General features: G+C 60.0%; 18 protein-coding genes, 1 tRNA gene and 8 pseudogenes. 11 read left to right on the top strand and 16 right to left on the bottom strand.

Features of this window, described 5'->3' with window-relative positions; genetic code table 11:
• Window positions 1-33 precede the first annotated feature (33 nt).
• From BY998_RS18320 to BY998_RS18305, 4 genes are all read left to right on the top strand, one after another.
• Entirely contained in the window at window positions 34-891 is an 858-nt protein-coding gene (locus BY998_RS18320; RefSeq protein WP_110353033.1) for a D-amino-acid transaminase, read from the top strand.
• Window positions 892-962: 71 nt separating this feature from the next.
• On the top strand, window positions 963-1280 hold the full coding sequence (locus BY998_RS18315; RefSeq protein ID WP_110353032.1) for a hypothetical protein: 318 nt from the start codon (window positions 963-965) through the stop codon (window positions 1278-1280).
• 246 nt (window positions 1281-1526) lie between these two features.
• Window positions 1527-2819, top strand: a complete 1293-nt coding sequence (locus tag BY998_RS18310) for an adenylosuccinate synthase (protein ID WP_110353031.1) — start codon at window positions 1527-1529, stop codon at window positions 2817-2819.
• Window positions 2820-2860: 41 nt separating this feature from the next.
• Window positions 2861-4321, top strand: a complete 1461-nt coding sequence (locus tag BY998_RS18305) for a histidine kinase (protein ID WP_110353030.1) — start codon at window positions 2861-2863, stop codon at window positions 4319-4321.
• 409 nt (window positions 4322-4730) lie between these two features.
• Here the strand turns inward: BY998_RS18305 and rpoH are convergent, their stop codons facing one another.
• Together rpoH and BY998_RS18295 are read right to left on the bottom strand one after the other, a co-directional pair.
• Window positions 4731-5624 carry an RNA polymerase sigma factor RpoH gene (rpoH, locus tag BY998_RS18300; protein ID WP_110353090.1) on the bottom strand — a complete coding sequence of 298 codons (894 nt, stop codon included), beginning with the start codon at window positions 5622-5624 and terminating at the stop codon, window positions 4731-4733.
• Window positions 5625-5845: 221 nt separating this feature from the next.
• Window positions 5846-6844, bottom strand: a complete 999-nt coding sequence (locus BY998_RS18295) for an RluA family pseudouridine synthase (RefSeq protein WP_110353089.1) — start codon at window positions 6842-6844, stop codon at window positions 5846-5848.
• Window positions 6845-6967: 123 nt separating this feature from the next.
• Between BY998_RS18295 and BY998_RS18290 the strand changes: the two genes are divergently transcribed.
• The 3 genes from BY998_RS18290 (at window position 6968) to BY998_RS18280 (ending at window position 7863) form a co-directional block, all read left to right on the top strand.
• Window positions 6968-7043: transfer RNA gene (locus tag BY998_RS18290), tRNA-Glu, on the top strand.
• A gap of 287 nt (window positions 7044-7330) precedes the next feature.
• Window positions 7331-7579: a hypothetical protein gene (locus BY998_RS18285; protein ID WP_146221806.1), complete on the top strand. Its 249-nt coding sequence runs from the start codon at window positions 7331-7333 to the stop codon at window positions 7577-7579.
• An 80-nt stretch (window positions 7580-7659) separates the two neighbouring features.
• A complete protein-coding gene (locus BY998_RS18280; protein WP_146221805.1) occupies window positions 7660-7863 on the top strand; it encodes a helix-turn-helix domain-containing protein in 204 nt (67 codons plus the stop codon).
• A 549-nt stretch (window positions 7864-8412) separates the two neighbouring features.
• Here BY998_RS18280 and BY998_RS24475 read toward each other — a convergent pair.
• Window positions 8413-8871, bottom strand: a complete 459-nt coding sequence (locus BY998_RS24475) for a hypothetical protein (RefSeq protein WP_181425561.1) — start codon at window positions 8869-8871, stop codon at window positions 8413-8415.
• A gap of 72 nt (window positions 8872-8943) precedes the next feature.
• Window positions 8944-9918: a phospholipase D family protein gene (locus tag BY998_RS18265; RefSeq protein ID WP_146221804.1), complete on the bottom strand. Its 975-nt coding sequence runs from the start codon at window positions 9916-9918 to the stop codon at window positions 8944-8946.
• Between the two features lie 323 nt (window positions 9919-10241).
• On the opposite strand from BY998_RS18265, the gene BY998_RS18260 reads away from it, so the two are divergent.
• Window positions 10242-10886, top strand: a complete 645-nt coding sequence (locus tag BY998_RS18260) for a hypothetical protein (protein ID WP_146221803.1) — start codon at window positions 10242-10244, stop codon at window positions 10884-10886.
• A gap of 124 nt (window positions 10887-11010) precedes the next feature.
• Here BY998_RS18260 and BY998_RS18255 read toward each other — a convergent pair.
• Window positions 11011-11129, bottom strand: a pseudogene (locus BY998_RS18255) (transposase); the annotation flags it as partial.
• 735 nt (window positions 11130-11864) lie between these two features.
• On the opposite strand from BY998_RS18255, the gene BY998_RS24025 reads away from it, so the two are divergent.
• A complete protein-coding gene (locus tag BY998_RS24025) occupies window positions 11865-14681 on the top strand; it encodes a glycosyltransferase (protein ID WP_181425560.1) in 2817 nt (938 codons plus the stop codon).
• A gap of 184 nt (window positions 14682-14865) precedes the next feature.
• Here BY998_RS24025 and BY998_RS18240 read toward each other — a convergent pair whose 3' ends face one another.
• Together BY998_RS18240 and BY998_RS18235 are read right to left on the bottom strand one after the other, a co-directional pair.
• Window positions 14866-15057: an IS3 family transposase gene (locus BY998_RS18240; protein WP_181425559.1), complete on the bottom strand. Its 192-nt coding sequence runs from the start codon at window positions 15055-15057 to the stop codon at window positions 14866-14868.
• A gap of 99 nt (window positions 15058-15156) precedes the next feature.
• A complete protein-coding gene (locus tag BY998_RS18235; RefSeq protein WP_110353023.1) occupies window positions 15157-15492 on the bottom strand; it encodes a transposase in 336 nt (111 codons plus the stop codon).
• A 58-nt stretch (window positions 15493-15550) separates the two neighbouring features.
• Here BY998_RS18235 and BY998_RS18230 point away from each other — a divergent pair.
• A pseudogene (locus BY998_RS18230) lies at window positions 15551-15718 on the top strand (IS110 family transposase); the annotation flags it as partial.
• A gap of 201 nt (window positions 15719-15919) precedes the next feature.
• Here the strand turns inward: BY998_RS18230 and BY998_RS18225 are convergent.
• From BY998_RS18225 to BY998_RS18200, 6 genes and pseudogenes are all read right to left on the bottom strand, one after another.
• A pseudogene (locus BY998_RS18225) lies at window positions 15920-16183 on the bottom strand (transposase); the annotation flags it as partial.
• Between the two features lie 49 nt (window positions 16184-16232).
• Window positions 16233-17762 carry a beta-1,6-N-acetylglucosaminyltransferase gene (locus BY998_RS18220; protein ID WP_146221801.1) on the bottom strand — a complete coding sequence of 510 codons (1530 nt, stop codon included), beginning with the start codon at window positions 17760-17762 and terminating at the stop codon, window positions 16233-16235.
• A 314-nt stretch (window positions 17763-18076) separates the two neighbouring features.
• Entirely contained in the window at window positions 18077-19288 is a 1212-nt protein-coding gene (locus BY998_RS24020) for a hypothetical protein (RefSeq protein ID WP_146221800.1), read from the bottom strand.
• Window positions 19289-19665: 377 nt separating this feature from the next.
• Window positions 19666-20427, bottom strand: coding sequence for a class I SAM-dependent methyltransferase (locus BY998_RS18215; protein ID WP_110353021.1), 762 nt, complete (start codon window positions 20425-20427; stop codon window positions 19666-19668).
• An 809-nt stretch (window positions 20428-21236) separates the two neighbouring features.
• Window positions 21237-21464, bottom strand: a pseudogene (locus tag BY998_RS18205) (transposase); the annotation flags it as partial.
• A 124-nt stretch (window positions 21465-21588) separates the two neighbouring features.
• Window positions 21589-21762, bottom strand: a pseudogene (locus tag BY998_RS18200) (IS630 family transposase); the annotation flags it as partial.
• 125 nt (window positions 21763-21887) lie between these two features.
• On the opposite strand from BY998_RS18200, the pseudogene BY998_RS18195 reads away from it, so the two are divergent.
• Window positions 21888-22101: pseudogene (locus BY998_RS18195) on the top strand (transposase); the annotation flags it as partial.
• 139 nt (window positions 22102-22240) lie between these two features.
• Here BY998_RS18195 and BY998_RS18190 read toward each other — a convergent pair.
• The 3 genes and pseudogenes from BY998_RS18190 to BY998_RS18180 form a co-directional block, all read right to left on the bottom strand.
• Entirely contained in the window at window positions 22241-23455 is a 1215-nt protein-coding gene (locus BY998_RS18190; RefSeq protein ID WP_245421645.1) for a UDP-galactopyranose mutase, read from the bottom strand.
• 198 nt (window positions 23456-23653) lie between these two features.
• Window positions 23654-23953: pseudogene (locus tag BY998_RS18185) on the bottom strand (transposase); the annotation flags it as partial.
• 72 nt (window positions 23954-24025) lie between these two features.
• A pseudogene (locus tag BY998_RS18180) lies at window positions 24026-24262 on the bottom strand (IS5/IS1182 family transposase); the annotation flags it as partial.
• Window positions 24263-24413 lie beyond the last annotated feature (151 nt).

Here is a 24413-nt window from a genome sequence, read left to right as displayed (position 1 = left end):
CGCCGTTAAGCCGATCGATCACCGAGCCAGCCGATGAACCGAACCGCCTACCTCAACGGCGCCTTCCTGCCCCTGGACGAGGCGCGCCTGCCGGTGATGGACCGCGGCTTCCTGTTCGCCGATGGGATCTACGAGGTGGCCGCCGTGCTGCACGGCCGCCTCGTGGACAATGCCGCCCATCTGGCCCGGCTCGACCGCTCGCTCTCCGAGATCGGCATCCGCAATCCTCATACCGCCGAGGCGTGGGAGCGGCTGGAGACCGAGCTCGTCGCGAAGAACGGCGTGCGGGAGGGGCTCGTCTACATCCAGGTGACGCGCGGCGTGGCCGAGCGCGACTTCTCCTTTCCCAAGGGTGACGTGGCGCCGACCGTGGTGATGTTCACGCAGGAGAAGGCGATCGTGAACAACCCGCTGGCCGAGTCCGGCGCGCGGGCCATCACCGTACCGGACCTGCGCTGGAAGCGGCGGGACATCAAGTCGGTCGCCCTGCTCGCCCAGGTTCTGGCCAAGCAGCAGGCATCGGAGGCCGGCGTGGCGGAGGCCTTCATGGTCGAGGACGGCGTCGTGACCGAGGGCTCGTCCTCCACTGTCTTCATCGTGACGCAGGCCGGTGCGCTGGTGACGCGCCCGCTCTCCAACGCGATCCTGCCCGGCATCACCCGCAAGGCGGTGCTGGCGCTGGCGCAGGAGACAGGCCGCCCCTTCGAGGAACGGCTCATCAACGTGCGCGAATTGAGCGAGGCGGCGGAGGCCTTCTACACCTCGGCCTCGGCCTTCGTGATGCCGGTGGTCGAGATCGACGGCAAAGCCCTCGGCGACGGGCGACCCGGCCCGGTGGCGCGGCGGCTGCGCGAACTCTACTTCGCCTTCGCCGAGGGCGCCGGCCGGTAACCGGCCGGCCGCCTGACAGGAACGGGTTGGGGCGCGCCCCCGTTGGTCCTCGAAACCGTTTCGAGGACAGCATGACCTTGAGGAAGAACACCCTTCGCGCCGCCGCGCTGCTCGCCGGCCTGATGAGCACGGCGGCCCTGGCGCAGGACCCGTCCGTGCCGCAGCGCGGACAGGATCGGGACCCGAAGCTGCCGAGCCCGCAGGAGCAGGTGCCGGAGAAGGTCCGGCCGGAGAGCGACACCACCGGCAGCACGCTCAGCGAGAAGCTCGAGAGGTCCGACGGCGTGATCAAGCCGCCCGCGGGCGTCGATTCCGGGATCCGGACGATCGCACCGGAGCCGACGCCGAACTCGACGCCGGTCATCAAGCCGCCGGACAACGCCAAGTAGGTGGGAGCCAAGTAGGCGGAAGCCAAGTAGGCCGGACAGGCCCGCCGCCCGCGCCGCTTTCCCGTCGACGCGTGCGGGCGGCCGGGCCTCGCTCCCCAGCGCAGGTCTGTCCCTCGCTTGACCTGCCTGCTGAGATCGCCGAAGACGCGCCCGTATGCCCGATCCCCGACCTGATGGCCGGGGTTTTCGCGCGTGGCGCAACCGCTTGGCGCCCGCGCCAGCGAGTTCGAGACAGGTCAGACGCGCATGGCGAACGTCGTCGTCGTAGGCGCCCAGTGGGGCGACGAGGGCAAGGGCAAGATCGTCGACTGGCTCTCGGAGCAGGCCGACGTCGTCGTCCGCTTCCAGGGCGGTCACAATGCCGGCCACACGCTGGTGGTCGGCGACGCGGTCTACAAGCTCTCCCTGCTGCCCTCCGGCGTCGTCCGCCCGAACACGCTCGGCGTGATCGGCAACGGCGTGGTGCTCGACCCCTACGCACTCGCCTCCGAGATCGACCGCCTCGCCGGCCAGGGCGTCACCGTCACGCGGGACAACCTTCGCGTGGCCGACAACGCCACCCTGATCCTCTCGCTTCATCGCGAACTCGACGCCCTGCGCGAGGACGGGGCGCCGGGCACCAAGATCGGCACGACCAAGCGCGGCATCGGCCCGGCCTACGAGGACAAGGTCGGCCGCCGGGCGATCCGGCTCATGGATTTGGCCGAGCCCGAGACCCTGCCGCCGAAGATCGAGCGGCTGCTCGCTCACCACAACGCCCTGCGCCGCGGCTTCGGCCTCGAAGAGATCGCCGAACAGGCGATCCTCGACGAGCTGACCGGCATCGCCACGCGCGTGCTTCCCTATCTCGACACCGTCTGGCGCCTGCTCGACGAGGCGCGCCGGGGCGGCAAGCGCATCCTGTTCGAGGGCGCGCAGGGCGCGCTGCTCGACGTTGATCACGGCACCTACCCCTTCGTCACCTCGTCCAACACGGTGGCGGGACAGGCGGCGACCGGCTCGGGCCTGGGGCCGCGGGCCATCGGCTACGTGCTCGGCATCGCCAAGGCCTACACCACCCGCGTCGGCGAGGGCCCGTTCCCGACCGAGTTGCACGATGAGATCGGCCAGCGCATCGGCGAGCGCGGCCACGAATTCGGCACCGTCACCGGCCGCAAGCGCCGCTGCGGCTGGTTCGATGCCTGCCTCGTGCGGCAGACCGTGCAGACCTCGGGCATCGACGGCATCGCGCTGACCAAGCTCGACGTGCTCGACGGCTTCGAGGAGATCCGGGTCTGCACCGCCTACGATGTGGATGGGCAGCGCTTCGACCATCTCCCCGCGAGCCAGGCGGCGCAGCAGCGCGCCGTTCCGGTCTACGAGACGATCCCCGGCTGGAGCGGCACCACGGCGGGCGCCCGCTCCTGGGCCGACCTTCCGGCCCAGGCGATCAAGTACGTGCGCCGGATCGAGGAACTGATCGGGGCGCCGGTGGCGCTGCTCTCCACCTCTCCGGAGCGCGACGACACCATCCTCATGCACAACCCCTTCGAGGATTGAGCGCTCGGAACGGCGGGTAGGGACAGGCAGATCCGGGCACGATGGCCGACTATTATCCGTTGCTGGCACGCGCGCTCGACGCCCTGCCCGATCGATCTCCCGCCCTGCGCCGGGCGGTGTACGAGCGTGCGCGCAGCGCCCTGATCGCGCAGCTGCGCTCCCTCGACCCGCCCGTGCCCGAGGCGGATATCGACCTGGAGCGGCAAGCCCTCGATACGGCGATCGCCCGGCTCGAGTTCGAGTACGGCGAGCCGGCCGCCGTGCCGGAGGCACCGAAGGAGCCGCCCAAGGAGGCTGCCCCTCCCCCGCCCTTCGCAGCGCCCCCCGAGCCGCCCGCTCCGGAACCGCTCTCGCCCGCCCCCCTGCCGCCGAGCCTGCCCGAGCCCGAGCCGCCGCAGGAGCCGGGCGAGCCGCTCTCCCTGCCCGCCGCCTCGGTCCCCGCGGGCATCCTGCCGGAATCCGCGCCGGCGGAGCCGAAGCCACAGGCCGAGACGGTGCCTTTCATGGCGCCGCCCCGGCGCTCGCGGCCGGACGAGGTCGCCAAGCCCGAGCCGATCCCGGAGGCGCCGGAAGGGTTCGTTCCCACCGCGCCCGCATCGGAGGCCGACGCCGCCGATCCCGCGGCCCCGGAAACCAACGGTTTTGCCGAGGCCGGCAACGGGCGCCAGCGCCCCCGCATCGACGTGGTGGCGCCGCCCGAGAACCGCTCGCGCCTCCTGCGCAACCTCTTCGTCGGCGGCGTGCTGGCCGCGGTGATCGCGCTGATCGCCGTGGCGGCCTTCTTCCTGCGCGACCGGCCCTCCGATCTCGCGCAGAACGCAGCCGAGCAGGAGACGACGGTCGAACAGCCGGACGCGAAGTTCGCGGACCGGGTCGGGGGCGAGCGCGGCGAGCCCGAGGCGCGCCCGAAGCCGCCTGTGCAGGGCAGTGCCCCGGCGCAGCCGGACGTGACCGTCGCGCAACGGGCGATCCTCTACGAGGAGAATACCGGCGACAACCGCGCCCAGCCGAGTTCGTCGAACGGCCACGCCGTCTGGCGGCTGGAGGCCGTGAACGGCGCTCAGGGCGAGCCCCTGCAGACGGCCCTGCGCGTGACCGTCGATTTTCCGGAAGCGGGCTTCTCGCTGGTGATGACCATGCGCAAGAACCTCGACGCGACGCTTCCGGCCTCGCACACGATCGAGCTGGCCTTCAGCAACACCGGCGAGGCCGGGGCCAAGCGTGCGGTGCAGAATATCGGGCTGCTCCAGCTCAAGGACGAGGAGGCTGCCCGCGGCTCGCCCGTCTCGGGCCTGCCGGTGCGCGTGCGCGAGAACCTGTTCCTGATCGGCCTGTCTTCGCTCAAGAGCGACGTGGACCGGAATTCCGAGTTGCTGCTGCACCGGAACTGGCTCGATCTGGCCCTGACCTACAGCTCCGGCCAGCGCGCGGTGCTCACCTTCGAGAAGGGCAATGCCGGCGCCCAGGCGGTGCAGAACGCCTTCGCGCAGTGGCAGAACTAGGCGGATGCCTCACCGGGACAATCGCTTCCTAGCGCCGACGCGCGCTTCGCGGCGATGCCCGGGAAAGGCGCTCCGAGCCGAGCGGCGCGATCCTTACGCCTGACAATGCGCCGCGTTTGAGTCGGCAGCGCCGCTTGCGCATTCTTCCCTAGGTTGCAGAAACGTGCCACGCTGCAGCGCAGCACGGCATCGTGTCCAGGCCGATGGTCTTCGCCCGCCTCGATGCCGCGGAGGACGGCAGCCATGCCCCTGCTCGCCGGTGAGACCCTTGCCAAACGTTCGCCGCTTCTCGTCTGAGACGGCCGATCCTCGCGGCTCGTAGATGACTCTCCCGCCACGGAAAAGGCCGCCGGCGCGAATGAATCGCGTCGGCGGCCTGATCGTTTCGTTTGAAGAGCGACGCCCTTTTTTATGAAATCCGCGCCTCGGTCCGGGGCAGCTCGCGGGTGGCGAGGTTGCGCTTGACCGCCTCCTGGACCTTCTCGAAGGCGCGCACCTCGATCTGGCGCACACGCTCGCGGGAGACCCCGAACTCGCCGGAGAGATCCTCCAGAGTGATCGGATCGTCGGCGAGCCGCCGCGCCTCGAAGATGCGCCGCTCACGCGGGTTCAACACGCCGAGCGCGTCGCGCAGGGCCGAGAGGCGGTTGCGTCCCTCCTCCTCGCGGGCGAGCACGGTCTCCTGGCTCGGGCTGTTGTCCACCAGCCAGTCCTGCCACTCGCCCTCGCCCTCCTCACGCAAGGGCGCGTTGAGCGAGGTGTCGCCGGAGAGGCGGCGGTTCATGTCCACCACGTCCTGCTCGGGCACGCCGAGCGAGGTGGCGATCTGCTTGACCTGATCGGGACGCAGGTCACCCTCGTCGAGAGCCGAGATGCGGCCCTTGGCCTTGCGCAGGTTGAAGAACAGCTTCTTCTGGTTGGCGGTGGTGCCCATCTTCACGAGGGACCACGAGCGCAGGATGTATTCCTGGATCGCCGCCTTGATCCACCACATCGCGTAGGTGGCCAGCCGGAAGCCCTTGTCCGGATCGAAGCGCTTGACCGCCTGCATCAGGCCGACATTGCCCTCGGACACCACCTCGCTGATCGGCAGGCCGTAGCCGCGATAGCCCATGGCGATCTTGGCCACGAGGCGCAGGTGAGAGGTCACGAGACGGTGGGCCGCCTCGCGGTCTCCCTCGTCGCGCCAGCTCTTGGCAAGGGTGAATTCCTCCGCAGGCTCCAGCATCGGGAACTTGCGGATCTCATCGAGGTAGCGCGAAAGGCCTCCCTCATTGGCGAGCACGGGCAGAGCGCCGGCCATGTGCACCTCCTTCAACAGCCCCCCTGTCGGGCGGGCCCCAAGCGAAAGGCCGCTCTCTTGAGCCGGCCATGCCGCTTCCCATCTGTATAAGGGAATTCGTAATGCCCGGTAGCGGCCAAACGCTGTTCACGCGGGGTCTCAACGCACGAACCGGAGTCCGGGTTTAACCTCTCACGGGTGCGCAGGGGTCGCAGTGCCGAAACGCACCTTGTTGCTTGTCCTCAGGACAGGGCAGCGAGCAGATCGGCAAAATCCTGCGGTAACGGGCTTTCGAAGCGCAGACGCTCGCCCGAGCGGGGATGGAGGAAGCCGAGTTCGACCGCGTGCAAGGCCTGACGGCCGAGCCGGTCGAGGGCGGCGCGGGCAGGCTCGGCGAGCAGCGCCGCCTTGGTCTTGAAGGCGCCGCCATAGGTCGCATCCCCCAGGAGCGGGTGGCCGCGGTGGCTCAGATGCACCCGGATCTGGTGGGTGCGCCCCGTCTCCAATCGGCAGCGGACCAGCGCCGTAACGCCCGCCGCGTCGGGTAGGGCCTCGACGCGGTAATGGGTGATCGCCTCCCGCCCCTCGCCCTCGCGCACCACCGCGATCTTCTCGCGGTTGTGCCGCGAGCGGGCGAGGCTGGCCCGGATGGTGCCGCCGCGCGGCTCCGGCACACCCCAGACCAGGGCGAGATAGGCCCGCTCCAGGGCGCCGCTGCGGCCATGGTCGGCGAACTGGGCCGAGAGGCCCTGATGTGCGAGATCGTTCTTGGCCACCACCAGCAGACCGCTCGTATCCTTGTCGAGCCGATGGACGATGCCGGGCCGGCGCACGCCGCCGATGCCGGACAGGCTCGCGCCGCAATGGGCGATCAGCCGGTTCACGAGCGTCCCGTCCTCGTGCCCCGCCGCCGGATGCACGACGAGCCCGGCCGGCTTGTCGATGACGATGAGGTCCTCGTCCTCATGCACCACGGTGAGCGGCAGCGCCTCGCCCCGGGGCTCCGCGGGCTGCGGCGCCGGAAGGCTGAGGTCGAGCCGGCTCCCTGCCGCGACCTTGCGCGCGGGATCGCGCACCACCGCCCCGTCGCAGCGCACGAGCCCTTCGCGCACCAGCGTCTGGAGCCGGGCGCGGGACAGATCGTCGAAGCTGCGCGCCAGCGCGCGGTCGAGGCGCTCGGGCGCGGCGGCCTCGGCGAGCACGACGCTGCGCTCCTCGCTCGCGCCGGACGGCGCGGGCAGCGGATCGAGAGGCAACTCGGGAAGCACCTTGGGGGACACGATGGGAATTCTCGTCTCTTTCGCCCCGGAAAGCGCTTGCGGGGGCCGGAATGCCTCGCTATACGAACCCCCGTCGGCCCGGAAGCTCCCATCGTCTAGCGGTCTAGGACGTCGCCCTCTCACGGCGAAAACAGGGGTTCGATTCCCCTTGGGAGCGCCACCGGCTTTCGATTTCGTTGTCGAAATCGTTGCTGCGATAGTGGCGAAATGAGCCCCGCAGAACCTGCCCTCACAGCTCGATGGTCCGGAGACGGTCGCAAGGTCCGACCGGGGCGTGACGCGCAAAGATTCCTCGATGCTGAAGCGGTCAAGCATGGCATCGAGCCCGCGGAAATTCGTCGCTGCATAGCAAACGACGAGCCTGCCGGACGCATGCTCCTTTCTATGCTTGGGTTGCGTCGCCGGGATGTCGTGCCGAGGGGGCGACCCGCCGATCTCCAGCGCCTGATGCTGATCGCCGCTGTTGTCGACAGCTTGAAGAACGCCGGCAAGCCGGAAGACGAGGCCTTTCGAACCGCCCCCCGCTACTTGGCAGACCCGCGGCTTCTTGCACGCGACGGGATTGGCTTGGGCGAGGCGGTTGTGCACGGCAAGGGGCCGGACAAACCGCTCCTCTCGTCTCGAGCGGTGAAGGCTGCCTATCGCAAGTACGCTGTTGAGGCGCCCTCGATCTTCTTCGACGTGATCGACGATTAAAGGCTCCGTTTTAGGGGACTCTTAATCGTCCGTGCCCGGATGCACCCTCTTGGCTCCCGTCGCCTCGCGAGGAGCCCACAGTGTCCAAGATCGATCGCGCAGCCGTCTCTGCAACGATGACGGTCGAAGAGTTTACGCAATACGTTCGCATCTCCAGGACCTCCGCCTATCGCCTATTCCGGGCGGGCGATCTGAAGCCAATCGAGATCAGAAACCGTACGCTTGTTCGTCGCATCGATGCTGACGACTTCCTGGCACGCTGCGCACAGGCGAGCGCGGCCTAGCCCCTGAACGCGAAAACGGCGGTTCGCTCCCACCAGAGCGACCGCCGTTTCCGTCTCGATCCATTGCCACGCGCCCTGGCAGGGGCGCTCAGCGGAATCCCTCAGATGTTACGCACCGCAGAATATGACGCTGGCGAGCTCGACGGGCAAGCCACGGCGCACCGCCGTGTTCGGCCCGGCGCCGGCCGGTTTCAAAACTCGGCCGTGCGCGCCCAGGCTGTCGAGGTGGCCCATGCCCGCCGCCGGTAGCGCTCTCCGACGGGCAGGCGCCGGACGCCTCATGCGGCACGAGCTCGTGCACACCATCGGCCGCAGCATGGCGGACACCCCTTCCGCCAGGATTCTTAATTAAGTGATTGTTTTTCTTTATATATTCCATTTTGCCCGCAGGGGCAGCCCTCAGTTTAGCCCACATTTCTAGCCGGTTTGCACCGGCTAATACATGACGATGTTGGACAACGCGACCTCGCGCGTACGTAACCTGAGCCACGCGAAGTGGCGCCTGTAGCGTGAGGGCTGCTATGGAGCCTCAGACACTCACGGAAGCAGTTACGTGCGACCTGCCCATTCCGGCGGCTGCTGATCCTGACTGACACGCAGGCGGCGCCATTCCAGTCCAGAGAACGACGCTCCGTACGAGGTGTTTGCTGCTATCGGTAGCGCTGTCCGAGCTTCGGCCCAGAACCGGTCGGCCAGCGCCGCGTCGGTGTCCGAAGCCATACGCCACCACGTTAGGATTGGCTCGCGTGCCCGAGCCAGCGCCGCCGCTGAGGGTAGCCGGTCGCGTTTTCCGTGCTGGTTGATTCTGCGCGAGGCGGGAAACAGGTTCCATAGGTCACCGCATGGCTCTCGACGTGCGGCGAGACGGGCCACATCGTTCTGACCTTGCTCGGCACGGCGGCCCTGACGGAATGACGATTCATCAAGGAGCACCAGCGTGAGGGCATCGAGCGAGCTGAGGCCAACGGCGCCTACGCTGGAGGCAAGCGACGCCTCGACCGCGAGCATGTGCGATCGCTGCACGCTGCTGGCAGCGGTCACAGGCCTACAAATCACCACTGACGTCTTGGAGCAGCACGTTCAGTCCGCGAGGACCTCCTTGGCCGCCGCCGTAACCGCATCGTGCGGCAGGATCAGGTCAGCCTCGTCGACGCGCTTAGCGAGCGCCTTAGCAAAGGACTGCATTTCGGCGTTCTGGGCCTTGCGACCGCGCAGGCTCGGCAGCCGGTCGAGCATGACAAGGACGCTTCCGGTTCCGGGCACAGGCTTCGGGCGACCGGAACGCACCTTCCAGATCCCATTGTAGGCTAGCTTCTTCCCGGAGCGCGTCAGGTCGAGATAGATCCGCCCTGGTGGGGAGGATGCGGCGACCTCCAGCGTGACCTCGTAGAACGGCACGTCGCCGTCCCGTTCGTAGGCGCGCCTGTCGTCGTCGCCGTACTCGCCTTTCATGGTCTCCCAGATCGCCTGCGCCGCCTCGCTCGTCCAAGCGTCGCGGTAGACTGTCACCACGAGGTCTAGCCCGGAGAAAAGCTCCGGCTCGTTTGCCAGGGCATGCAGCAGGCTCGGGCGCCCGGCGCTGGCGGCAGCTGAGGGCCGGTACGCCTCGACCGCGGCCACGTCGACCGGAGACCCCTTCTTCCAGGCTACGCGGAACCATTCCTGGGCCTCGTCTAGAACAGCGCGGTCGTCGCAGAGAAGCGCGGCCTCCGTCCGCGTCGGGGCGGTCCTGTCGGCTCCCCCAAGACTGGCGCGAGATGCGTTGGCGGAGCCGATGACGACTTGGTCGATATAGAGGTAAGTCTTGGCGTGGAAGTCTTCGACGTGCCGGACCCTGGCGCCCCCCTTTAATAAGGCGATGATCGCCTGCGGGTCGCAGCCTCCGCCCCACAAATCGCAGATGACCTTCGTGTCGCTGAGGTCCTGGCCAAGGCAGAGGCGCTCGACGGCGTCGGCTTTCCAGGAGGCGACGCCCAGGCTGCGCTTAGCATGGCGTGCGTTGGCCTCGCGGATGGCGACGAGGATGCTGTCGCCGTGAAGGAACCTCGTCGACATGCTTTCTACCCCGTCGCAGCGGATGGTGGACATAGGCGCCAGGCATGGACCAGCCACCCAACGACCTCTGCCACACTAGTTTGGCCATCGGTACCTTACCACGACCTCACGAGCCGCTTCGACAAGAAGCCACTCGGATCACTTGTGAGCTTTCGCGGGGCGGCAGCGGTTTAGGACGGGGCAACTGGCATCGACGAACCTCGCCGTTTGGCACACCAATAATGCAACGTCCCAACGGCAACTCTGTGATCCAGAGCGCGTTTTGAGCGCCGATCGGCGTACTAAGTACCTGATCCAAATTGGAGCGTGTGGGTTCCTTTTGGATGCCGAGCACACTCTCGTTGCATAACGTCCGCGTCGACGGTGATCTCGGCAAGATCGACGCCTTGCAGGGCTTCGTCTGCCAACGCTCGGCCGCCAGCGCCCTGCTCAGCATGGCCAGCCAAGTGGCCTCCACGCGGCAATGCGCCTTCACCTGGACCGGCCCCTGTGGCAGCGGCAAATCCAGCTTGGCCGTGACCTTCGCCGCGCTGCTCGGCCCCAAGGGGGCCCTCCGCGCCGCCGCAAGCCAAGCGGTCGGGAGCGGCACCGCGCAGAAAATCCAGGCGGCTTTTCAGCCGAGCCCGGCGGGCCGGCGATCCATCGCCGTCGTTGGCCAGCGCGGCGATCCGGTCGCTGATATCAGTGACGCGCTCGAACGCGCACGGCGCGGCAAGGCGCCGGCCGCGGGGCGCCAGCGCAAGCCAGCGGCTTCCGGCCGCGAACTCATCGCCCGGCTGCTCGAAGAGGCGAACGCGCGACCGAAGGATGGCGTGCTGCTCATCATCGACGAGCTCGGCAAATTCCTCGAAGGCGTCGCGGGCGAGGCAAGTGGCGACGTGTTCTTCTTCCAAGAGCTCGCGGAAGCGGCCGCGCGCGCGAATGGACGCTTCGTCGTGGTAGGCATCCTCCATGAAGCGTTCGAGTAATACGCAGCGCGCCTCGGGAGTGAGACCCGCGACGAGTGGGCCAAGATCCAAGGCCGCTTCTCGGATATTCCGCTCATCGGCGGCATCGACGAAACCATCGATCTCGTCGGCCGCGCGCTCGTCCGATGCCGTTCACGACTTGGCGGTGATCCTCTGCAGACCGGCCCATGCGCGGCTTCTGCGGAGGCAGCAGCGGGGCGATCTGCTCCCAATGCGCGTGTCAGTCAGTTCAAAGCGCCGCATCAAGCCCACACGGGGCCGGCTACCCAGCCTGTGAACCCCTTTGCAGAGACGCCCTAGGGCTGGGCGACCGCCTCCCGGGACTCGAAGCCGGCCCTCTCGGACTCGTAGGCGTCGAGCACCGTGGCGGTCCAGGCTCCCATCCCCCCGCCCCTGAGGTCGAGGCGCTGCCTGTGGATGTAGTCCTGTAGATGTAGTGCTTGAGTGCTATGGCCAGCGCGAGCTCGCGCTCCTTGACCTTCTCGCCCTTCGCGAGCGGGCGGCTGTGGGCCAGGATGGCAGACCCGGCCCCGCCCTGACGCTCCAGTTCGAGGTAGGTGCCGAGGGCCCGGCGCACGTCGTGGCGCCACAGAAGGGGTGAGGACGTCAAGCCCCACGATCGAGTTTGTTGCCTGCTACTACGCCATGAGGTTTGGCCAGGATGCGAAAGGCGATATCCCGAGGATGCGGAGCACTCCAGCTTCTGGTATGTGCCCGAACTCCCTCGGCGCAAAAGAATACATATGGCAAAAAACTTCGACGTGCGTGCCCAAAAGGAACGCTCCGATCGTGTCAGATCTCAAATTCACCCACCAGAGTCGCCACAAACCGTGAAGGCGCCGAGCAAGACTGCTTGTAGCAATACTGTTATTTCTGCGCGTTATATCAGGATTGTTGCTAGTAGCAACTCTTGAGTGCGCTTGAGCCTTGGCCTGCAGTTACTGATCACAATTTATGGGGTTTTGAATGAAAATAGCGTTGGTCACCGAAGAGCTCGCAAACTTTAGCCGTTCAGGAGGAATCGGAGCGGCCATTTTCGAGTTGGCGATCTCGCTTGCTAAGAAAAATCATGAGGTCGACATCCATTTTTATCCAACGGACCATGTCGGGAGCGTTCAGGAAGCCCAAAATTATTTTAGAAATTTCGCCGTTAATGTAATTCAAATCGAAGGCGGAAAGTATGTATTTAATTTATCTGCCGCGGAATGCAGGTCTTATGCTGTCTACAGACACCTGGCGGATTATGAAGTCGATTATGATTTTGTTCATTTCCACGATTATAAAGGCCTTGGGTTTTTCAGTTGTGCCGCAAAGCATCAGAGGATTGATTTTAAAAACACTAAGCTAATTGTACAGCTTCATGGCCCAACCCGTTGGACAGTACACGCTAACCGAGCTCTTTTCTCACATATTGATCAGCTCAAAATTGATCACTTAGAAAAGGAGTCCATCCGCTTGGCTGACCATGTCGTCAGCCCCAGTGCATATCTCATTGAGTGGTTGAAAAACAACGACTTCACGCTTCCACAGAACAATTGCGTCCATGTCATAAAAAACGTTTACGAGCATTGCGAACGCATTGCTAGGCGCACCAATATAAACTATGCTGAAACGGTCAAAATCAAGGAGATTGTTTTCTTTGGACGACACGAAGCACGTAAGGGCATTGTTACTTTTTGCAACGCGCTCGATATGATCGCTTCGAAACTAGAGGCACAAGATATCACTGTCTCGTTTGTGGGCGGCTTCGGTGAAATTAACGGTCGTCCGTCCGGTGTATATCTGACTGAGCGGTCCAAAAAATGGAGCTTTCCATTCACATTTCATGTCGGAATGGAACGCTCCGATGCAATTCAATTCCTCAAGGACCGGAAGTGCTCGCTTGTTGTCATACCATCAAGCGCTGAAAATTCGCCTTACACGGTCGCTGAAGCGATTGCGGCTGGATGCCCCATACTCACTTCACTCGATGGAGGGGCGAAAGAGCTCATCGATGCCGCCCAGCACAAAGATACGGTGGTCGCAACCGAAGACACAAAGATAGCTCAAGCACTGTTGCGACTTATGCACAATGGAGCGCCGGTCCCACGTTTCGCCGAAGCTCCAACAGCGGTGGCACATAAATGGAATGAATTTCATTCCAATCTCGGCGAGGCGTCGCAGCAGCAGCAGCAATCATCGGCCAAAATTGTCAATCCTAAGGTAGTAGTTGGAATTACGCATTTCAATCGGCCCAAAAAAGCTCTCGCGGCCATTATGTCCGTTCTGCGTCAGACGTACGATAATATAGAATTAATTTTAGTCGATGATGGATCGAACTCACCAGATACAATCGCGGCCCTACCACACATTAAAGGCTTATTGTCACGCGTGGGTGGCCGGTTTATAACGCGCGAGAATGGTTATCTTGGCGCGGCAAGAAATACAATCGTCAAAGAGTCCGAGTCGGATTATATATTATTCCTAGACGATGACGACATCTTGCTTCCCGAAGCTGTCGAAACTTTTGTCTCAGTTGCTCTTGCAACCAAATCTGACATTACAAATTGCTTGAACGTGTTTATGGATATTAGTGTTCGAAACACTTATGAGCTTGCACCTGAAGAGTTCGTCAGCAAGGTGTCCTACGTACCATCGGGCGGCCCTCTTTCCGTTTCCCACCTCAGCAACGCATTTGGGGCAGCGACTGCGCTGATCAAAAGATCGTTGATGGAGGATCTGGGGGGCTACACTGAATTGAAAGGCGTAGGTTACGAAGATTATGAGTTTTACGTGCGTGCGGCACAGGCCGGCGCTAATATACAGATTGTCCCGAGGCCCCTCTACCTGTATGAGGTCGGCCGCCCTAGTATGATTAATAGCACTTCTTTTATGTCAAACAAACTGCGTGTTGTTGAGGCGCTCGATTTTAGTCGTAACCTAGAATCTTGGCGTGACGCAATCGAGGTTTCAGCGGGAGCTGAGGCCGTGACTGATCAATCAAATAGTTGGAGCTGGGCGATCTCAATTTCACCGCATCGCTCGCTGCTGCAGTCTATCGTAGCAACGACGGGTAATATCAGTGAACATGTCAAGGCATTGACTGCTTATGCGCGTGCAATAGATTCCCCGGCAGCTGCAGCTGCGTGGGAGCGATCTCTGATCCGCACTGCATGCACAGAGAGCACGCTTGCCGAACGGCCTGCGGCAAGCATTGCGGCATCTGACGCCGCGCTTGAACTCAATGCCGTTGACCTAATTGGACAGTCGGCCGAGATTATCGCTCTATTAAAACTAGGGAGAGTGAACAGCATTGTTGAACTTCTTCTGAAGAAAGTCGACACCGGTGATGAGCTGGAGACCAACGTTGTCGAGTTGTTGTACGTCTTGGCACGGTCCCGTCAAATTGATGGGACGTCTGCAGCTCGTTTGATTGCGTCTCTTATGAATGTCAGCGTACCAAGTCAGCGCTTGGCTGAAATTCGCGGGCTTATCGCTACCATTGCTATAAACGCTAGAATATTTTCAGTCGCAAAAGAGCAGCTAGCTGCTCTTCAGGCATTTGAAAGCAAAATTTACATTGCGGCGAACCCCGATCTTTCAGAGGGATACAAAGATCGAGCCTTAGCTATAGCGCTTGAACATTTCGATGATCACGGGCGCAAAGAGGGTCGACATGGTTTCCAAGAAATGCAAAGAGTTGCCCAAGCTGTCAGTGCTTTCCTCCAGCGGTCAATAAGATTGCGCCAATTAGCTGAGCAGTTCGATGAGACATTCGTTGAGCCGAGGAGCACGTTGAGAGCAGCGACCTCGTGATCGTGCAATGGCTTGCTGGACCTAGAGCGTGTTATGAACTTTTAGGCAGGTTTTGCGTTGAGGGTGATGCTCAGCGATCGCCGTGCCTACCGTCCGATGTCGCCGATGAAGAGTGGGCGCTGGTAGCGCCCACTCTCGCCCTGCTACGAGAGGACTCGGGCCGGCGCGACTACGAGCCGCGTCGTCACGGGACAGTGGCGCCGATGGCTGGCGCCGACGAGACCGGTCTCTCGCGCATCAGCCGGGCGATGCGCTTGCGAGAATGCCGCTCGCCCTGCTCGCGCAGGTCGGCGTGGACGCGCGGCGCGCCATAGGTCTGGCGCGAGCCGAGATGGACGGTGCGGATGCGCTTCAGCAGCGCGGCGACCGCGACCACTCGTGCCGAGGGTTCTCGCCCGGCCCAAGCATAGTAGCCTGCCTTCGACACGCCGAGCACGGGCCAGGGCAGCGACCGGGAAGTCGCCCTGGTTGGCGCTCATGAACCGGAAGACCCCGACGGCAGAACTCCGGTTTCCCGCGCGAACCAGGCCGTCGCGCGCGAGAGGATATCGCGCTCCAACCTCAATTGCCGGTTCTCACGCCGCAGCCGGACGAGTTCGTCGCGCTCGGGCGCCGTCAGCCCAGGATCGGCCGTCGGCGGCTTAGCCTCGCGGCGGCCCTCGCCGCGGTCAGCCGCCGCGACCCAGTTCTGAATGGTCTGACGCGAGGGTTCGAACTCCCGGGCGAGGTCGGATGGATCGCGGCCGGCGCGGACCAGCTGGACCATCTGCCGGCGGAACTCGGCGGGGTATGCGGGACGGGTCTTGGGCATCGGGCAAACACCTCACGCGAAAGCGGTCTCGGTGTCCACCAAACCGGGGCAATCCCAGCCGACGCTCCGGCAGGGTGACACGCGGCTCGGGAAGTGGCTGCGCGGGTTGCTGGCGCGAGCGCACGCCAACACGGCGGTGGTGGCCTTGGCAGCCAAGATGGCGCGCATCGTCTGGGCACTGCTGCGCCACGGGCGCGTCTACGAGGCAACGGCCGTAGCCGCCTAATCCGAGTTCGGCCGGCGCGGCGGGCGCCGGCCTTCCGATGTCTGCGAGTGGTGAGAGGAAGATGGCCTGTCAGTGCCCGGTGTTCTGGAAGCCTCTCGGCAAAAACTGCGCACGACGCCGACCCCTTTATGAGGCCCAGGACGCGCGGATCTCCATCTTGGCCAACGGCTCTGCCCGAAGGCCGGATACGTTTCTGCAGACTGCGTGAAGGCGCCTCAGGAGCCCCTGATGCAGCCGAGCCCACACGCCGGCCTCTTGCCAGTCCCGCAGCCGCCGCCAGCAGCTCATGCCCGAGCCGCACTTCATCTCGACCGGCATCCACTCCCACGGGATGCCCGTGCGCAGAACGAACAGGATGCCAGTCAGAGCAGCTCGGTTCTCCAGGGGAGGACGACCGCCTTGTGGACGAGGCTTCGAGGCAGGAAGAAGCGGGGCGATCTCCAGCCAGAGATCGTCGGGGAGGATTGGTTAGGCGATCCTCGCCAACGCGCCATAACCCGTTTTGTTAGGCGCTCTAAGACCGGACGAACACAAGCCCGGATTGCGAAAAGTAATTCCAGGTGCGTTCAGTTCTAGAGATATTTAGGAATATATCCAAATCCTCAGATAAAGCGTAGCCTCTGCGTGTCATTTTGTCGACCCAATACTCCTTGGGCTGGCAGTTTACGTGGTGGTGGCCGCCCTGTCCGGGGAGGGCATGCGTCATGGCGATGACAGCACCATTGCACAGCGTATCAATATAATTGTCGACCTTCTCTTCAAAGATGTGCTCAGCAACTTCGCAGCTCCATACAAAATCGACAGGCATCAAATAACTGTTCGCAAGAATATCATGACGGGCAATCGGAAAGACAGCGCGTTTGACATTCAACTCGAGCCCATCAATGCCATGAGCTATGAGCCCCAGCTTGTGGAAGAAGCGCACGGCATGTCCCTCACCGCACCCTACGTCAAGGACAGATTTGATGGCAAATCTGTCGATCAGATACGTCCACAGCTCAGGACACCACGTGTGGATGTCCCCATGCCTCCAATTGCCGCCCAAATCTGCACGGGCGTTGTCTATCACATGCCCCATGATGCTACCTTCTCTGTATGATAAAGGTACTTTCCTTAGCATTAATTCAGATTCGATTGAGCATATGAGCCCATCTATTACGGTCGGACCGACGAAATTTCTAATTGATCTATCGGCCTCGTCATCTTGGCCGACATGCTCGGGGAACTTTCTGGCGAATATCTCTAACCTTGTGCGCGCAATACTAACGTAGTCCTGAAGGCTGAGGTCTTCAGGATGGGCTCCTTGCTTCCAGAGCACATAAGTCGCGTCAGTCCAGACTACTTCGTTCGCATATCTGGAATTGCACAAGAGGGTCTGGAAGTATGCTTCGTCAGGGATGAAAGTAATTGACATACGGCGCCGCAGTTCTGCAGGTGCCTCTTTGACAATATACTCGACGTGGTCTTTGGCCAGGATAACCCACTGGCCGCCGGTCGCATACGTCCATACAAAATCTGGAGCCTTCCCGAGGCGGCGCATACCCGTGCCCGGCTCTTCCAAGTAGAGCCAGTGAAATCGGTCCCATATTCCGCCTTCCCAGCCATCAGGGCGGACGGGGGTATGTTGGAGCGCGTGCCAGCGCATGACGCTGTGCCCAGCCTTGAGCCATGATCTGATATTCTTCGGGGGGCGCGTCGGGAGATGGGCAGCGCTCAGGAAGATCGCATGCGACCAATTTGCATCTATAGACAGGCCGACGGACAGGATGTCTAACGAGGCTTCGACGAGGCTCTGCCCTCCCCAAGCGCAATCATGCTTTGATAGCAGATGAACATTTGGGAGCTCCGCGAAAGCGGAAACAACTGATCGCGTGTAATGATCGGCCTTCGTGTCCAGATGGATTATGAAAATATCATCATAATTATATAGGTATTTGAACAATCGTAGGATTGATAAAGGCGAATTGTGGAATAGGCAGCAGTAAAGAACTGGAATTGGCGTCATGGTGCCTGATGCGCCCCATCCCTCAGCGTCTGTCTGCAAGCTGCTCGCGGCCCGTCATGCGTAGCGACCTAATTGCACCACTGTGCGGGTGAAGTCCAGCACCCAAGCTCTGTCCGAAGTAGGTTCGCCTCCTCTCAGCTCTGCGCCTGCGGCGGGCGGGCGGGCGGGCGGCGCTTTTTCATTTCGCTGCTACCTCGCCGCAACCTCTCAATTAGGAGCTTCACTCTGCAACTGTAATGCTAGTTGAGGTGCCTGTCGGCGCGCTTTCGGAACCGTCCTGCGAGACGCCGCATTGCGGGCGCAACCCTGATTCCGGAGACGATCTCATGCAGCCGCACCCGTTCTACATCAGATTATCCTAAGGGCACTCCAAAAATCTCGACGAATTTGTCACGAAACAGTGTCTGAATGCCGGGGTCCCAAGTATATCTGTAACGATTTCTCAGCCAAGTCGCAACTTCTTCAGCCGGCAACCCGAGCTTATACTGAGCATGAACAAAGATTTTGTTTACTAAGTCAGCGCCATCGAGAGTAGGATGCGCCAGACTATATTCAGAGCTGCCAGCCTCGTCCATAGTCATCGCATCAGAAATACTGAGATGCGCTGGCGATGGCAAGTAATCTGATATATTTCTCACATTATATCCTAGCGCTACTGCTTCCGAAGGAACGAACGATTCACAAAATGGCCAAAAATGCTCTTGCGTGCCCTGCACGGAAAGTACACGAGCGAGTTCGATACGCTTGGAATACAACGACAAAGCCAGATCACGACTGACTACTACGACGGGAAAAAAGCTATGATATGCCTTTCGTGTGCGGCTTTTTTCGATGCCGTAAAAGTTATTCCACAAGACCTGGCTTTTTTCTTGCCTGTCATGCCACGCCCAGCCAGCATAGCTTTCACCAAAATTGCCAATCGCAAGGTCAACCTCATCCGAGGCTATGTCCGAGATGACCGCTCGCAAATCGAGGTTAGGATACACGTCGTATTCGACAATGATAAAATAATCAGCTTGCTCTCGCAAAGCAAGCTGATAAAGAACGTAATCACCATTGAACCACATCACTTTGTCGATTGATGGCCATAAAGGAAGACCCATCTGCCTGAATGTATCTATAGAGTGAGCAACAACTGGGATATTATTTTCGATTTCAAAACTCCGGGTATAGTCTGCGGCGACGATCGGCACCTCTCCCCAGCAACGCTGTAACTGATGATACATTTTTGATGCATAATCGTTCCAAAAATGAGTCCTGAAGTAGCAATTTGCCGTGCAGAATTTCCTTGATATTTGATGTCTGATCTGAGAATTTTTATTGTAAACTCCAGACCAGTGCTCCGCGTCGACGACGTCACTATTCCTGGCGAAAACTGAACTTACTTCACCAGCCGCGTCGAAAAATAATATTTTATCGCCGTCTTTCGCCCATCGATGCTCATTAGTGTTCTGATAACCCGATATCTCTCCGTTGACATGCAATCTCATAACATGAGTATATGGATCCCGCCCCTCAACTCCAAACGACCAATGAGATGAGGTGATAGGCCTCTCGATCTTCATAGCTGAATCCTCAATTTAATGCTCAATTTCGAATACCTCTGACTCGCCGCGCACGACCACAGTTCATTACAGAGCAAAGCCTCAGAATCATTCAACTATATCTCGGCCCAAGCACGATTAGCGCGAGAAGAGTCGTCTAGTCGATAGACTACCTAGCAAGCATTCTCTCTGGAAGCCAGTTCAGTGTCACAATTCCGACGGCACCATCTTTGCACAGAAAATGGCGACACTGATTTTAGAACTCTGTATGTCTTACTACTGAGTCAAAGGCATTTACGGCGCAAACTCCCAGCACTAAGGTTGCACGAAAGCATAATTAAACCATGCTCGGAAATACGCATATCTGTAATAGACTGAGCCTCAACCAAGCACGGCCACTATTTTAGTATCCGCACAGCAACTTGCTGATGATTAGCAACAAATCCAATATACTCATATGATCGGCCGTACCTATTCACGAACTCGTGAAATGCGAGCCATTCATGTTCACGCCAACCGCTATAATTAAAATACTCATCAAACAATATTATTGTACCCGCAACTATACGATCGCGAAGATGATGCAATACCGTTTGTGTTGATGAATACAAATCGCAATCAACGTGCAGAAATGACACTTTGTATGTTGGATACAAATCAAGAAATGAGGGTAAAGTCCGATCGAACCATCCTTTTATGAGCTCAACATTATGCGGCACCTGCGGCAATTCTTGGACAGCGAAATCCCCTTTTCCGTAGCCAAACCGCCAGCTCTCAGGAAGGCCCTCAAACGAGTCAAACCCGTGAAATTGCCTTTGACTGAAGGTATTCGCGGCATGTGTTATAGATCGCCCTGAAAAAACACCGAATTCGAGATTGAGACCGTCCGAGGGGCTGTGCTGAATAGCATATGTAATCAAGTCTAGAGCATGATTAAATCGAGGAACCTCAAGAAAATTCTTTGACGCATACTGCGCAGAGTCGATACTTGCTGCAAAGGTTGCAAGTAAATCAAGATTAAAACTGTCAAGATTTCTGCCGAATATTTGATCCAGAACGACTTCTTTCACGGCCTCATCGAAAATAACTTTGCTATTGGAGTCTGCGAGCATGTCTGACAGTTTAATTGCACAAGATTTGTTTTCGACTTCATGGCTCATATTGCTATCCCTCGTCCTCACAGTTATGATACTTCAGTCAAGCCGTGACCTTACGCTTCTATAATTTTGCCATGTACATAGGGGCAAGATCATACCTGAGTGCGTCATATCCTTTTTCTAAGCCTTTAACAAGCGCAGTAGCAGGAAGCTTTCCAATGCTCAGCGTAAGCGTCAGCCGCCCGGGTCTCCGGCGATGTGCACAACGCTATATGATGCCATAACCTTCCCTAACCAGTAAATTGTTCCGTTTATTAATGCCACTTCGATAAATCTGAGGGCGCAGTCTATAAGTTCTCTTCGCTTTTGCCGATGAATAGTGCCGCGCCAGATCTTGCTGCTGACAAATACGCACACGCTTTGGCATTAGCTCATTATATCCTTTATTAGGGGTCCACCATGATTCCATCCCTTAGCGGTGGCTTATCGTTAATCTGAGCCACCCGTAGGGTCGAACACACGCTGGCACCGTCGCGTCTTGCCTGATGGACTAAAATCAAAAGCCGCTCCAGCACTTCTGGAAGATTCGCAGGGACGAAACGGTATATGAATCTGGGCGGGGCGCGCAGTCTTGGTCGTTCGTTCTGTTTGACCGTACGCTCGAGTGTCCGTTCGATGGTTCAAGAAGCACCACTGAGGCGTTGGACAAGGATCATGATCGCGTAGGCGTAGAGGAAGGCTGGAGCGGAAGCAAGGATGGCCTCTGGAGCAGTGTCCGGCCGGCTCGAATGATCAAGGAGCCCGTCCGAGTAAGGGGGATGAGGCCGAGGGTGAGGGGCGAGACGGGAGCCGGTGAGGGCGGATCGGCGGTCTCACCGGCCGGCCTGTGCCAGCTTCAGCAGGTTGTGGACCGTGCAGATCATCGTCCATTCGCCCTGGACCTGATCGAGCCCTCTCATCAGGAACTGTCGGAAGCCTCGGGCCGGCTTGATCTGCCCGAACACCGGCTCGACCGCCTGCTTCCTGAGACGGTAGCGACTGCGGCGCCCAGCCCGCTTCAGGCGGGCAGCCATCGCACTCATCAACGGCATCTTGGTTAGCACACTCCCATACGGGCCCGCGGCACATGCTCCGCCGCATCAGAGGCCTGAGACATGGCAGCACCCGATCACGCACCACGCCCGTCCCGAGATTTTGCTTGCACCCGAGGGGGCGTCCACACATGCCGTGCGGAACCGCGACCCCGCAGCGCTCGCCGCGGCCGTAGCGGCGGACCATGTTGGTGGCGGCCGCCGTCTCGTCGAGGAAGACGAGCGTGTCGGGGTCGAGCTCGGGCTGAGCCTCGAACCCGTCCTCGCGCTCGGCCCTCACATCCGGCCGCTGCTACTCGGCGGCGTGGAGCGTGTTTTTTTCTAGGCCGGCAAAGTCGGCCGTTTGAGCGTTGAAGGGTACGGGGGCACCGCCGGGGTGCGCAAGATGTCTCGCAGCCAGTGTCGGGCGCCGGATCGTGAGCGGCTCTTGGGGCCGGTCTACGCCTCACCAGGATCGCGGCCCGTTCGTGCCCGACCGGACGATCAACCGCGTCGCATTCCAGACATGTAGAGCAAGTGCTGGTGCCCAAAGTCGCCCCCGGGCGACATCGTGGTGATGGACAATCCTCGGAAGCCACAAGGGGCGACCGTGCGGACCGCTATCGAGACGGCGGGCGCACGGCTCTTGTTCCTACCGCCCTACAGCCAAAGCCCTGTGAACCCCTCCAAGCCGCCTCAGCCCAAACCGAAAAACACTTTAGCTTGCGTCAGTTTCTACCCATTAACTCGTACTCATTCTTGCCAAAATTCAATTCCGAAACTGATCCTCCAAGCGGAGCGACAACCTACTTGCATTGTCTTTCTGTAAGCCATTTCGCAGCGCCAATAAGCGATTGATTTATAACCTGATGCATGTCGAGGTATTGATATGTTCCACACCGTCCAATGAACTGCATATTCCTCAATTCTTTTGCTTTATTGCTGTAGAGCTGATAAACATTTTCATAACGCCTATCGTGGGTTTTGACTGGATAATATCTTTCCATATAATTCTCCTTGTAATCACAAGGCTCTTCGACAGTGCAAACGACCTCACCAGTTTCGAACAAGTGATGATTTGGTATATTATGCCACCATGTTTCGCGCGTATATGGACCGGAGTCTGTGTAGTTTATTGTAACCTCCGATGCGGCATCGGCAATGCGAACAATTTTAGTGTGAAACTTTATCGAACGATAGGGTAGATCTCCAAACTCGTAATCGAAGAAAACATCTATCGGCATGCTATTGAAGCAAAAATCGTAATCTGGAAGCATCTTTTTGTCAAATTCGATATTTGTTAGGACATTTATCCGCTCGTGCTCAAATATTTTTTCAAAAAGATTCGTATATCCTTCGGCCGGCATGCCTTGAAACGTATCTAGGGGAAAATAACGATCGTCGTCATCTACTCGAATATTAATTCTCTTGACTACAGACGCGTCCATATCAGACAAATCAAGATTCCACATTTTTTTTGTGTAAGGCCTGAAATACAAATCCGTCAGCTTCTTGCCAATATTGGCGAATAGCCAATCTTCTGCATTTGAAATCACATCATCTTTGCTGCTGACGTTTGTAAGATATTCCTCTACCTGTTCTGACGTTTTCAAATCAAGGCCCAACGTAATATTCAGTGTTTTTCTGTTGATTGGCAGGGGCACAAGTCGATCGCCATCGATCTTTGCAACAACTCGGTGATTATAGTCGACCCAGCTCGTAAACTGAGACAGCCAAGCCACAACACGATGGTTAGAGGTGTGAAATAAGTGCGGTCCATATTTATGGACACGAACACCGCTTTCATGTATATAGTCGAAGCAGTTTCCCCCAATGTGCGATCTCCGGTCAATAACAGTAACAATATAGCCGCCCTCGGCCAACATTCTGGCGTAGACTGCCCCCGCGAACCCGGCACCCACTACAAGTATCTTTTGCATACGAACGAAACCTGCCATTTGAGTGTTGTTGCTCAGAGAGTTGATTAACTCATGCAAGCCGAAGGTGCCGAGTCTCTTCATAAGCATCTTAGAGATACCATTAATCCACCAAATTGCAACAGATATATGATCAAGGCTGGGCTACGCAGCCTTCATTTAACCAATTGTCAAATATATTCTCTCACACAGCATATTCTTGCTGAACGGTCATTTCGACGCACGACATCAGTCTCGTGTGGGGTGACCTGACGGGTATTTTGGACCGAGCCGAGTGAGAGGCTACTGCAATGCAGTAGCCATGGGTAGCCGGAAGGCCAGATCCGGGAAGGTGACGGGCACCGGCGGCCGATAGCCCAGCGCCGAATGCGGCCGGACGCGGCTGTAGGTGTTTTGCCACAGCCCGATCCCGATCTGCGCTTCCCTCAATGCGTAGAAGATTTCCCGCTGTAGGCACGCATCGCGCAGCTTGCCGTTGAAGCTCTCACAGTACCCGTTTTCCCAGGGCAAGCCCGGCGTGATGTACTGGATCTGCGCGCCCGTCTTGGCGACCTACTTGCGCAACGCCTTCGCGATCATCTCGGTGCCATAGCACATCAGGAAGACGGCTCGACGGTTCTGGAGCGGCACGCGAAGCCACATGAGCGCAGCGTGCGAGGAGTACAGGCCGCGGCTGTAGCCGTAGAGCAGCAGGGCCACCATCATGCCGGGATGGTAGGGCGGGTAGCCGCGCTCTACCGTGTAGGTGTCGAGGATGGCCGAGAGGTCGAGCGCCTCCCGCACCGTATCGCTCACGAGGTGCGCCATGTGTCCGAGTGGCACGAACTCGTGCAGCGAGAGCGGCAGCAGCCAGCCCTGATCGACGTCCCAGGAGCGAAACACCTTGGCCATGAGCCGAGTGAATCACCCCCCAGCCTCGCCGTCGAGAGGATTACTCGGACAGGCTCCTAGGAGCCCGTCCGAGTAACGGGTTCGCGTGTCGAGATTGGCATGGGGATTTCGACGGTCAGATGGTTTGCTGCGGGTTTAACTCCTGGCCTGT

Source organism: Methylobacterium sp. B4 (assembly GCF_003201865.1).
Taxonomy (GTDB): domain Bacteria; phylum Pseudomonadota; class Alphaproteobacteria; order Rhizobiales; family Beijerinckiaceae; genus Methylobacterium.
The sequence above is the reverse complement of the archived record's forward strand: the minus strand, read 5'-3'. Positions and strand labels throughout refer to the sequence as shown.